The sequence below is a fragment of the Micromonospora cynarisoli genome, assembly GCF_030518815.1.
Classification (GTDB): Bacteria; Actinomycetota; Actinomycetes; order Mycobacteriales; family Micromonosporaceae; genus Micromonospora; species Micromonospora wenchangensis.
Genome location: NZ_CP130426.1, coordinates 7,465,833 through 7,477,031, shown reverse-complemented (window position 1 = coordinate 7,477,031; position 11,199 = coordinate 7,465,833). Strand labels below are relative to the sequence as shown.

Here is an 11,199-nt window from a genome sequence, read left to right as displayed (position 1 = left end):
GGACGGGTGCGAATCAGGCCGCGATGGTTTGCAGGTAGGCCGTCCCTCCGCACGAGACCGTGCTGAGGTTCTTGAACCACATCGCGATCTGACGTTGGGATGATCCGTCACCGTTGATGCGCTGGAGGTAGACCACGCGCGTGACCTCGAACTGGCAGTAGGTGGGGAAGCTGCCCTGGGGCGACGGGCCGATCACGTAGGCCGAGGTGACGGGATTCGCGTTGTTCCAGGTCGTGGACCAGGTGCCGCCAGCGCCCACGGTGCCGATCGTGAACTGCGACCCGATGGTGGTGGAGCCGAGCCGGATGTCGGTCTGGCAGGTGACGGTGCCCACGTTCTTGACCTCGACCCAGATCTGCCGGAGCGAGCTGCCCGGCTGCACGGTCCAGATGCGCGTCACCTGGAACTGGCAGGCCGCCGAGCTCGTGGCGCCGCTCGGGTTGAGACCGGCCACCCAGATGGTGTCCCAGGGGACGTTCCACAGGTGCGTCTGGGTGCCACCCGGGTTGACGCCGCCGGTCGAGACCAGGGACGTGCTGGTCACCGCCGTGAGTTGCACCGTCGCACCGCAGGCGATCGAGCCGACGTTCTTGAGGGTGAACTGGAACTGCCGCTCTCCACCGAACAGTTGGACGTACCGGCTGCTGATCGTCTCGAACTGGCACGTGGCCGAGGTGGTGGCGCCGGCCGGGTTGTAGCCGACCACGTAGGCGGCGTCGGCCGGGGCGTTGGTCCAGGTCCAGCCCTGGGTGCCGCCGGCCGCGACGGTGCCGGTGAACCACGCCGCGGCGGTGCCGATCCCGCCCTTCGCGGCGTGCCCCAGTCCGTTCGACGCCGCGGCGGCGGCCCGTGCGTCGCGCAGTGACGACTGCGGCGGTTGTGACGGTTCGTCGGCCTGCGCGACCCCGACCGACGCGACGACCATGCCGAGCGTCGTCACCGCGAGGAGAGCTGCGCGGATTCTTCGTCTCATTGATGCTCCTTCACCTCATGTTCCGGGTCGTCCGCCCGGCTCCATCAGGCTGCGCGGCCCGGCTTGCCATCGGCTAGCCATCCGATAGCCGCCCTGGCAGCAACGCATAGAATCGCGATCGATACATCGATGTGGGGGCTGGATGACATGGCGCTTGCTCGGCCCGGTCGAGGCCGTGGTGCGGGGCGAGCGAGTAGCGCTGGGGCGACCCCAACAACGCGCCGTCCTGGCGTATCTGTTGCTCAATGCCAACGTCGTGGTGTCGGCGGAGCAGCTGGCCGAGGCGCTGTGGGGCGGAGCCCTGCCCACCCGCGCACGGGCGCAGGTCCAGGTCTGCGTCTCCCGGTTGCGACAACTGACCCGCGCTGCCGGCATACCCGAATCAATCTATTCCGATTCTGGGGGATACCGCCTTGAGTTGGCCGGGGACGACCTGGATGTGGTGGTCTTCTCCGGGCTGACCGCAACGGCGCGTCGGTACGCCGACTCCGGCGAGCACGAGCGGGCCACGATCCTGTTGCGGCAGGCGTTGGCGTTGTGGCGTGGCCCGGCACTCGCGGGCGCGTCCGCCGCGTTCGTACCGGCGGCCGCCGCCGGCCTGCACGACAAGCGGCTTGCCGCGTCCGAGGACCTGTTCGACGCCGAGTTCGCGCTCGGTCGGCACGCCGCCGCGGTGGCGCCGTTGCGGGAGCTCGTGACCGGGAACCCGTGGCACGAGGGTCTCGCCGTGCGGCTGATGACGGCGCTGGCCGGATCGGGGCACCAGGCCGAGGCGCTGCGGGTGTTCGAGCGGATCCGCCGCCTGCTCGCCGACGAGCTGGGCATCGAGCCGGGAGCACGGCTCGCGGAGGCCCACGTGCGGGTGTTGCGGCAACAGTGTGCGACGAGCAGTCCCGCGTCACCGGTCCGGGCGACCGGATCCGGTCTGCGTCCCGCCCAACTGCCCGCCGGACTGTCCACCTTCACCGGACGTGGCGACGCGCTCGCCGCGATGGACGCGATGCTGAGCCAGGCTCGGGACAGCGGCGCCCTGGCGGTCGTCGCGATCGTCGGGACGGCCGGGGTGGGCAAGACGGCGCTGGCGATCCGGTGGGCGCACCGGTTACGGCCACTCTTCGACGACGGACAGCTCTTCCTGGACCTGCGCGGCTACTCCCCCGGAGCGGCGGTGGCACCGCTGGACGCGTTGTCGCGCTGCCTCCGCGCGCTCGGTGTGCCGCCGACCCAGGTGCCGGACGACCTCGACGAGGCAACGGATCTCTACCGCAGCGTGCTCGCCGACCGGCGGGTGCTGATCCTCCTCGACAACGCCCGCGACACCGCGCACGTCCGGCCGCTGTTGCCCGGCGGCGCCGGCTGCCTGGTGATCGTGACCAGCCGTGACCGCCTCGGTGGGCTGGCCGCTCGGCACGACGCGCAGCGGCTGTCGTTGGACGTGCTCGCGCCGCAGGAGGCCACCGCACTGTTGACCCGCGTCATCGGCGCGCAACGGGTCGCCGAACAGCGGGACGCTCTCGCGGAACTGGCCCATGACTGCGCACACCTGCCGCTGGCCCTGCGTATCGCCGCAGCGGACCTGCACGGCCGCCCACACGAGCGGGTCAGTGGGTACCTGGCGCGGCTTCGAGCGGGCGACCCGCTGACCATGCTGGCCGTCCGTGACGACGAACAGATGGCGGTGCGTTCGGCGTTCGCCGTGTCCTACCAGACTCTGCCACCGCGACTCCAGCGGCTCTACCGGCTGTTCGGCCTGGTGCCCGGCTGCGACGTGACAGCGGAGTCGGCAGCCGCGATGCTGAGATGCCCGGTCGGCGAGGCGGCGGACATGCTCGCCCGTATCGCCGACGCGCACCTGGCCCAGGAGCGCACGCCTGGTCATTTCGGCACACACGACCTGCTCGGCCGGTACGTGACCGAACTGGCGACGATCGAGGACGATCGGGAAACCCTGGTCGACCTGCTGTCGTGGTACCTCTTCAGCGTGTACGCCGCAGCCGACCGGCTGTATCCACAGGTGTTACGCGTTCCCACGCGGCTACCGGAGCCCGCTGGTCCACCGATGCGGTTCGCCGCCCATGTCGACGCTCTCGCCTGGCTCGACGCGCACCGGCACAACCTCGTCGCCGTGACACGCCATGCGGCGCACCAGGAACTGCACACCGTCGCCTGGTCGCTGGCGGACGCGCTGCGCGGGTACCTGTGGCTGGGAATGCACACCACGCAATGGTCCGAGATCGCGGGGATCGGTCTCTCCGCCGCCCGGGCCGACCGGCACGAGCAGGCCGAAGCGGCGGCCCGGCTGAGTCTCGCCGCCCTGCACTGGCGGCTGGAACGGTTCCCCGAGGCGATCGACGACTATCAGCTGGCGCTGCAGTGCGCGAACCGTTCGGGATGGCACGACGGCGAGGCCGCCGCGCTGGGCAACCTGGGACCGGTCTTCCGGATGACCGGCCAGCCGGGCGAGGCCCTGCGGGTCATGGAGCAGGCGTTGGAGTTCAACCGGCACAACGGCCGGACCGCGGGCGTCGCCGTCAACCACAACAACCTCGGACTGGTCTGCGCGGACCTCGGACGGCTCCGCGAAGCCGTCGACCATCACCACGCGGCGCTCACCCTGGCGCACCAGGGCGGGGCAACCTCCAGCCGGGCACTCATCCTGAGCAACCTGGGCGTCGTCCATCACCTGCTCGGCCGGTCCGACGACGCACTACGGACGCTGACCGAGGCACTGGAACTCCATGAGCAGACGGGCAGTCGCGGCCGTGCCACGACCCTGTGTGCGCTGGCGCGGGTCCACGGCGATCGTGGCGACCATCCGCACGCGGCCAGCCTCGCCCGACAGGCGCTCGACTTGGCGCGCGCACCGGTCGAGCCCCGGGTCGAAGCGCTGGCCCTCCACATCCTGGGCATCATCGACAGGAGAACCGGCGTCCTGCTGGACGCGCTGAGAACCGCCCGCACCACCGCCGATCGGTACATCGAGGCCGACATCACCGTCAGCCTCGCCGAAATCGACGAGCCTGCGGCGCCGTCCTGGTGCCATGCGGCGCTGTCCATCACACGGCAGTGCGGCTACCGGCTGCTCGAAGGCCGGGCACTCGCCGCCCGCGCCGCAGCCGAGTACCGGGCTGGTGACACGGCCGCCGCCCGGCGCAGCGCCCGGCTGGCGGCCCAGTCGCACGCCGTGACCGGCCACCAGCCGGGCACGGAACGAATCGACAAGCTGCTCGCGCTCCTCGCGTCGGGGTCGCTGCCAGCGCAATCCGCCGTCTCCTGGCGCACCTGATCACCACCATCCGACTCGTCGACCACGCTAATCGACGGCAGTGATTGCGACGACACGTCCGGCAAGAGCCGGCGGAGAGCCTGATCGCCCCTCGGTGGTTGGCGTCGTTCGATCGGACGGCCCGGGCGGGGAACTCCGTGGCCGGCGTGAGCGACTGATGAACCGGGACGGTTGTGCCCGGTGGCCGGGCGGGAAGCGGGCGGAGGTTGGCGCTCGGGCCACTTTCCCGGCGGCGGTCCGGCGGGTGAACTGGTCACACCACCGACCACAGGAGTAGTCGCATGCAACGTAGAACCGTGCTCGGCGCCGCCGCGGCTGGCGCCCTCACCACGACTGTCCTTGCCACACCGGCGACCGCGGCCCGCCGGTGGTCGCCGCACCGGCCCTTCCGGGTACGGATGGTGCTCTTCGACGGTGTGGCCGAGCAGGACTTCATCGGGCCGAACGAGGCATTCACGATCGCCGGTTTCGCCAGCGGCGGAGCCGTCACCGTCGACTACGTCACCGGCACGGTTCCCCGGACGGTCGACGCCCTCGGCGGCACCAGAGTCGTCGTCAGCCAGGGGTGGTCGACCGACGACACCGATCTGCTGCTCGTACCCGGCGGCGGACCCACCGGCCCCGACGAGCCCGGCGTGGCCCACGAAATCAAGAAGGGCCAGCTGCCGCGCAGCATCGCGGCGGCCGCCCGCCGCGGCCTGGTGATCAGCTCAGTCTGCACAGGAGCACTGCTGCTGGCCGCCGCCGGCCTCACCCGCGGACGACCGTGCAACACCCACCACACGGTGCGCGACCAACTCGCCGACAGCGGCGCGGTGCTCAAGGACGCCCGGGTAGTCGACGACGGCGACCTGATCACCTCGGCCGGCAGCACCTCCGGCATCGACCTTGCGTTGCACGTGCTGGCCCGCGAGTTCGGGCCGGACTTCGCCGTGACGATCGCCGGTGTCCTCGAGTTCGAGCCGCGGGGCACCGTGTGGACGGTCCGTGGCCGCTGAATCTCACGTCGTCGCGGTGCTGGCCCTCGACGGCGTGGTCGGGTTCGACCTCGCCGTCCCGTGCCAGGTCTTCGGCAGCACGCGGCTGGCCGACGGCGGCTACCCGTACGAGATCCGGGTCTGCGGCCAGCGCCCGGCCGTGCGGACCAGCGTGTCCGGGATCAGCCACTACCGGATCGAGGCACCGTACGAGCTGGACGCGGCCCACGACGCCGACACCATCGTCGTGCCCGGCGTGGCCATGCCCTGGCAGGCTCCGACGGCGGTGCTCGACGTGCTGCGGGCAGCGGCCGCTCGTGGCGCGCGTACCGTCTCGATCTGCACCGGGGCGTTCGTCCTCGCCCAGGCTGGGCTCCTCGACGGACGCCGTGCCACCACCCACTGGTGGGCCGCGGCCGATCTGCGCCGCCGGCACCCGACGGTCGAGGTGGACGCGGCGTCGCTGTTCACCGGTGACGGCCGGGTCTTCACCTCGGCCGGGGTCGCGGCCGGCCTCGACCTGTGCCTGCACCTGGTACGCCGCGACCACGGCGCAGCAGTCGCCGCCCGTACGGCCGGTTTCGTGGTCATGGCACCGAGCCGCGACGGCGACCAGGCCCAATTCGTCGACCATGTCCCGGCAGGCACCACTGGGACACTGGCACCCACGTTGGCCTGGCTGGACGAGCACGCCGCCGAGGCACTCACGGTCGCCGACATCGCCCGCCACGCCCGGCTGGGTACCCGCACGCTGACCCGCCGCTTCCGTGAACAGACCGGCACCACTCCCCTGGCCTGGCTCCAGAGCCGCCGCCTGGACCTGGCCCGCCGCCTCCTGGAAACCACCGACCTACCCGTGCCAGCCGTCGCGGAGCGCAGCGGTCACGGCTCGGCGACCGCCCTGCGCGCCCACTTCCAACGCATCCTGCACACCAGCCCGGACCGTTACCGGCGCGGCTTCGGCGACGGCGATCACCCCGTCCGGCCGTGAAACCCCACCGGCCGACGCCCGTGCATGTGCTCCGGGACCGTCCACCCGTCGAACGCCGGCCTGCTGGCTATCGTGCCCGAGTGGTGGCGGTGATCGCGAGGAGGCCCCACTGGCTGGCCAGCTGTGGAGGGCGCCGCGCTGTTCACCGTCATCCTGGTCAACATCTGGCGCGGCTTCCCGTTCGCGATGCTCGTCTACTGGGCCCGGATGCAGGGTATCGACAAGGGGCAGTACGAGGCAGCGCGGGTCGACGGCGCCGGCCCCTGGCGGGAGTTCCTGCACGTGACCCTGCCCAACCTGCGCTCGGCCACGCTCGCGCTCCTGGCCCTGCGCGGTACTCCGCGCCAACGTGCAGTGATCGGAGCCCCGCTGACCACCTGATGAATGGTGGCCGATCGACCGGTCAGCGCCCGGTGGTGTACGGCGAGGCTAATCGGGTGGGCGGCGCTGCGTCGGTCACACCAGGGCCGCCTTCAGTGAGGTGAGGTGGGTACGGCTGAGCTGGGCGGCCGTGGCTGACTGGCGGTCGATGACGGCCTGCACGAGTTCGGCATGTGCCTGTTGGTCGTTCCCCGCCGCGTCGGAGTCGCAGGGGGTGCCGGCCGGCTGCAGGCCGAGCATGTCGATCATCGCCTGGCGGACCCGTGGCACGAACCCGTCGAAGAGTTCCAGCAGGACCTTGTTGTGGGCCGCGGCCACGACGGTGCGGTGCAGTGCCATGTCGGCGTCGACGTACTTCTCAGCGCTCTGCCCTGCGGTGACGCGTTGCGCGAGGGCGCGTCGCATTGCTCGGATGTCGGTTGCGGTACGCCGCTGGGCCGCGAGCGACGCCGCCTCGGTCTCGATGGCGATGCGGCCCTCGATGACGGCGGCGATGTCTGCTTGTCGTAGTACCCGGTCCCAGTCCTCGTTGACGTCGAGCGCCGTGACGAACACCCCTGCGCCCTGCCGGGTCTCGAGGACGCCACGCCCGGCCAGTTGCCGGATCGCCTCGCGGACCGTCGATCGGCCGACGCCGAGCTGGGGGCCCAGCGTCGTCTCGCCGGGGAGCTTCGCGCCGAGGTGCCACTCCCCCGCGCGGATCCGCTCGAAGAGGAGTCGCGCAGCCTGGTCAGCCAGTGAGGTGCGCCGTACCTGCTCCATGAGCTGTCCCTCTCCGTCCAAGGTCGCGGTACCGAGAACCTTACCTGTCTACTTGTCTGAGGAGTTGTGCTAGCCTGACCGGGTGCTGATCCAGCAGGTGCTTCTCCTTCGCCGCCACGGCGGGGCCTAGCCGAACCGGCTCCCCACCGTGGAGTCGAGACGCGCGCCGGTTCATCTTCCAGCCTCGATGAGAAGGAACCGCCAGCATGTCCAGCTTTCCCACGATCGCCACGCCCTCAGGTCCTGTTCCGGATGCCGCTCCCGCCTGGAACCGCCAGCGGGAATCGCAGATGCCCTCGTACCGTTACCGCGACGTCTACGCACGCGTCGAGATCCCCCTCACCGAACGTGACTGGCCCGGCCGCCGCCTGACCAAGGCTCCGTTGTGGGTGCCGGTCGACCTGCGTGATGGCAACCAGGCACTGCCCGAGCCGATGGATCCCGGGCGCAAGCGCCGGTTCTTCGAGCTGATGGTGGCGATGGGCTACAAGGAGATCGAGGTCGGCTATCCGTCGGCGTCCCAGACGGACTTCGACTTCGTGCGCCTCATCGCGGAGTCCGACATCGCGCCCGAGGACATCACCGTCGTGGTCTTCACGCCGGCCCGCCGCGACCTGATCGAGCGCACGGTGGACTCGATCCGCGGCATCCCGAACCAGGTCGTGATCCACATGTACACCGCCACCGCCCCGACCTGGCGCGACGTCGTGCTCGGTCACCCGGCTGACGAGATGAAGGAGCTCATCCTCCGTGGCGGTCGCGACGTCCTGGCACTCACCGACGGCATGCAGAACGTGAGATTCGAGTTCTCGCCCGAGGTCTTCAACCTCACCGAGCCCGACTACGTCCTCGACATCTGCGACGCAATGACGACGGTGTGGGACGCGACGCCCGAACGGCCGGTGATCCTCAACCTGCCGGCGACCGTCGAGGTCGCGACTCCGAACGTGTATGCCGACCAGATCGAGTACATGCACAAGAACCTCTCCCGCCGCGACAGCGTGATCCTCTCGGTCCACCCGCACAACGACCGCGGCACCGGCATCGCCTGCGCGGAGCTCGCGGTGCTGGCCGGCGCGCAACGTGTCGAAGGCTGCATCTTCGGCAACGGGGAGCGCACCGGCAACGTCGACATCGCGACCCTGGCGCTGAACCTCCATGCGCAGGGCATCGACCCGATGGTCGACTTCTCCGACATCGACGAGATCCGCCGTGCCGTCGAGCACTGCAACCAACTCGACGTGCACCCCCGCCACCCCTACGTCGGCGACCTCGTGCACACCGCCTTCAGCGGTACCCACCAGGACGCCATCAGAAAGGGCTTCGCCGAGCACCGTAACCGGGCCGCGGCCGAGAACCGCAGGGAGCGCGACATCGAGTGGCGAGTGCCCTACCTGCCGATCGATCCCGCTGACATCGGACGCAACTACGACGCGGTCATCCGCGTCAACTCCCAGTCCGGCAAGGGCGGCATCGCGTACCTCCTCGAATCCGAGTACGGCATCGAGCTGCCCCGCCGTCTCCAGATCGACTTCGCACGCCGGGTGCAGGAACACGCCGACACCACAGGTCTCGAGATCGACCCGCCGCAGCTGCTCGATCTCTTCGAATCTGCCTACCTGCCCCCCGCCGGTGACGTCGAGCTGGTCGACCTCGAATCCGGCAGCCACGACGGCACGAGCCGCACGGCTGTCCGCCTGCGCATCGACGGAGTGGAGCACAGCGGCGCCTACGACGTCGGCCCTGTCGAAGCCACCGCCCGGTTGCTCAAGGAGCAGCACATCGGCGTCGAGATCCTCTCTCTGCACCAGTCCTCGCTCACCTCCGGGAACGACAGCGACGCGCTGACCCTCATCGAATACCGCAACAGCGGCGGCACCCACTGGGCCGCCGGGCGGGACCGGTCCGTGTTGACCGCCAGCGTCCGCGCGGTGCTCAGCGCCGCGCTCGCCACCGCCGGCACCCTGACGTCGGCCTGAACCGCTGTCACGGTGCACGGCGACGCGTCATCCGCCGGAGCCCAGATCCACGAGGTAGGCCGCCGCAGCCCGCTCCCCCGGGCGTGTGCCGGCCGTTGCGGCCGACCTTGCCGACCGCGAGCCAGCCGACGAGGAGGCCGCCGACAACGTCGACCAGTCCGGGGCCCCGGACAACCCAACAGGGTTGACAATGAGCGGATGGACAGGGTGGTAGAGGTACTCGTCGGGCTGCCGCCACTGCTTGTCCTCACGCTGGTGATCGTCCTGCCAGCCCTGGAGTCCTCCACGCTGCTCGGGCTGGTGGTGCCGGGCGAGACAGCGATCCTGATCGGCGGACTGGTGGCACACGGTGGCGCGCTGCCGCTGTGGGCGGTCATCGTCGGCGGTGCCGCCGGTGCCTGCCTCGGCGACCAGGCCGGATACGCCCTGGGTCGGCGGTATGGCTCACGCGTGCTCGCCCGTGCCCCGCGCATGCTGCGCCGACGCGTCAACCTCGGGCAGGCACGCCGCCTGGTCACCCGTCGCGGCGCGTGGGCGGTGGTCAGCGGACGCTGGGTCGCGGTGCTACGGACCGTGGTTCCCCTGGTCGCCGGTGCCGGCGGAATGCACTGGCCGGTGTTCCTACGGGCGAACCTGCTCGGCGGGCTCGTCTGGGCGGCGGCCGTGGCCGTGCTCGGCTACCTGGGCGCCGCCTCCTACCGCTACCTCGAGCGGGAACTGGGCATCGGCGAGTGGGCCCTCCTGGCCCTGATCGGCGTCGGGGTGGGGTGGCGGGCGTGGCGGCGGGCCCGGCGCAGCCGGGGGGAGCAGCCCGTCGGGTGAACAGCGCGACCAATCGGCCGCGCGCGCCGCCGCTCTGCCACGCGAGCATGGCCCCGGTCGCATCGGCGGTCCGGCAGCCGGCAGCGTCGCGATTGCCACGATCGGGTCAGTTCGCCGGGTGAGGGTCCACGGTGAACGCCGTGGCGTGGTCGGCGGCCCACTGCCGGAACGTTCGTGGTGGCGTTCCGAGGATTTCGGCCACCGTGCAGGTGAGGTACGCCGGCTGTCCCAGCGCGGCGTTCCATGCGGTCAGGAGCATGTCCACCGCCGGGCGCGCGGCTTGCGGGGCCACGCGCCGGAACTCGTCGGGTGGCAGTTCCTCGAACACGATCGCGCGGCCCAGGACGTCACCGATGATGCCCACCTGTTCGGCCTGGCTGAGGGACTCGGGGCCGGTCAGGACGTAGTCGCCACCGGCGTGTCCCTCCTCCAGCAGCGTCCGCGCGACGACCGCCGCCACGTCGCGATCGTCGATGGGGGCCGTCTCGGCCGCCCCGTACGGCCAGCGGACCGGGCTGTCGGCGCGGATCGCGGCGGCCCACCAGAGCAGGGCGTTCGACGCGAACATTCCCGGCCGGACGACCGTCAGACCGAGTCCGGTGGCGGCGATGAGCCGCTCGACCTCGGCGTGCAGCGCCGCCATCGGGTTCGGTTGCTGGAAGAACGGGTGCGGGGTCCGGTGCGGCGCGGACAGGTGGACGACCCGCTGCGCGTGGGCGGCCAGCCGGTCGACGACGGCCGCCGCGGTCTGCGGCGGGGCGGTCCAGAGCAGGAAGACCGTGCCGACGCCGCGCAGCGCGACGTCGAGCGATTCGGGCACGGTGAGATCGCCGGTGACGACCTCGACGGTGGCGGGCAGCGTCGCCGCCGACTCGGAGCGGCGCACGAGGGCGCGGACCGGCACGCCCGCGTCGGTCAGCAGGTCGACGACGCGTCGTCCGACCCGGCCGGTCGCGCCGGTGACGAGGATCGGGGGTCCGTCGACAGGCGTCATGGCAACACTGCCATGGTCGGCGGGGTGCGGCGGG

9 protein-coding genes are annotated in these 11,199 nt (G+C 71.1%); 6 read left to right on the top strand and 3 right to left on the bottom strand.

What is annotated here, in order from left to right; translation table 11 throughout:
* Positions 1-13: 13 nt before the first annotated feature.
* On the bottom strand, positions 14-973 hold the full coding sequence (locus Q2K16_RS32790; protein ID WP_302742611.1) for a hypothetical protein: 960 nt from the start codon (positions 971-973) through the stop codon (positions 14-16).
* A gap of 142 nt (positions 974-1,115) precedes the next feature.
* Here Q2K16_RS32790 and Q2K16_RS32785 point away from each other — a divergent pair, with 142 nt between their 5' ends.
* The 4 genes from Q2K16_RS32785 to Q2K16_RS32770 all read left to right on the top strand — a co-directional run bounded on the left by Q2K16_RS32785 (position 1,116) and on the right by Q2K16_RS32770 (position 6,608).
* Complete coding sequence (locus tag Q2K16_RS32785; protein ID WP_302742609.1) at positions 1,116-4,259, top strand: AfsR/SARP family transcriptional regulator; 3,144 nt, start codon at positions 1,116-1,118, stop codon at positions 4,257-4,259.
* A gap of 281 nt (positions 4,260-4,540) precedes the next feature.
* A complete protein-coding gene (locus Q2K16_RS32780) occupies positions 4,541-5,257 on the top strand; it encodes a DJ-1/PfpI family protein (RefSeq protein WP_302742608.1) in 717 nt (238 codons plus the stop codon).
* Positions 5,247-6,227, top strand: coding sequence for a GlxA family transcriptional regulator (locus tag Q2K16_RS32775; protein ID WP_302742606.1), 981 nt, complete (start codon positions 5,247-5,249; stop codon positions 6,225-6,227). The genes Q2K16_RS32780 and Q2K16_RS32775 overlap by 11 nt, the downstream gene beginning before the upstream one ends.
* A 123-nt stretch (positions 6,228-6,350) precedes the next feature.
* Positions 6,351-6,608: a carbohydrate ABC transporter permease gene (locus Q2K16_RS32770; RefSeq protein ID WP_302742604.1), complete on the top strand. Its 258-nt coding sequence runs from the start codon at positions 6,351-6,353 to the stop codon at positions 6,606-6,608.
* A gap of 75 nt (positions 6,609-6,683) precedes the next feature.
* On the opposite strand, the gene Q2K16_RS32765 is transcribed toward Q2K16_RS32770, so the two are convergent.
* Positions 6,684-7,370, bottom strand: a complete 687-nt coding sequence (locus Q2K16_RS32765) for a FadR/GntR family transcriptional regulator (RefSeq protein WP_302742602.1) — start codon at positions 7,368-7,370, stop codon at positions 6,684-6,686.
* A 290-nt stretch (positions 7,371-7,660) separates the two neighbouring features.
* Here Q2K16_RS32765 and Q2K16_RS32760 point away from each other — a divergent pair, with 290 nt between their 5' ends.
* Both Q2K16_RS32760 and Q2K16_RS32755 read left to right on the top strand, forming a co-directional pair.
* Positions 7,661-9,349: a 2-isopropylmalate synthase gene (locus Q2K16_RS32760; protein WP_302746696.1), complete on the top strand. Its 1,689-nt coding sequence runs from the start codon at positions 7,661-7,663 to the stop codon at positions 9,347-9,349.
* A gap of 198 nt (positions 9,350-9,547) precedes the next feature.
* Positions 9,548-10,171 (top strand): DedA family protein, encoded by a 624-nt coding sequence (locus tag Q2K16_RS32755; RefSeq protein ID WP_302742600.1) that lies wholly within the window; start codon positions 9,548-9,550, stop codon positions 10,169-10,171.
* 106 nt (positions 10,172-10,277) lie between these two features.
* Here the strand turns inward: Q2K16_RS32755 and Q2K16_RS32750 are convergent, their stop codons facing one another.
* Positions 10,278-11,165, bottom strand: a complete 888-nt coding sequence (locus Q2K16_RS32750; RefSeq protein WP_302742598.1) for an NAD(P)H-binding protein — start codon at positions 11,163-11,165, stop codon at positions 10,278-10,280.
* Positions 11,166-11,199: the final 34 nt, after the last annotated feature.

What these genes read in the sequence shown, in the direction of transcription:
- Q2K16_RS32790 (WP_302742611.1), bottom strand. Translation starts at nt 973, where the DNA reads ATGAGACGAAGAATCCGCGCAGCTCTCCTCGCGGTGACGACGCTCGGC.
- Q2K16_RS32785 (WP_302742609.1), top strand. Translation starts at nt 1,116, where the DNA reads ATGACATGGCGCTTGCTCGGCCCGGTCGAGGCCGTGGTGCGGGGCGAG.
- Q2K16_RS32780 (WP_302742608.1), top strand. Translation starts at nt 4,541, where the DNA reads ATGCAACGTAGAACCGTGCTCGGCGCCGCCGCGGCTGGCGCCCTCACC.
- Q2K16_RS32765 (WP_302742602.1), bottom strand. Translation starts at nt 7,370, where the DNA reads ATGGAGCAGGTACGGCGCACCTCACTGGCTGACCAGGCTGCGCGACTC.
- Q2K16_RS32760 (WP_302746696.1), top strand. Translation starts at nt 7,661, where the DNA reads ATGCCCTCGTACCGTTACCGCGACGTCTACGCACGCGTCGAGATCCCC.
- Q2K16_RS32755 (WP_302742600.1), top strand. Translation starts at nt 9,548, where the DNA reads ATGGACAGGGTGGTAGAGGTACTCGTCGGGCTGCCGCCACTGCTTGTC.
- Q2K16_RS32750 (WP_302742598.1), bottom strand. Translation starts at nt 11,165, where the DNA reads ATGACGCCTGTCGACGGACCCCCGATCCTCGTCACCGGCGCGACCGGC.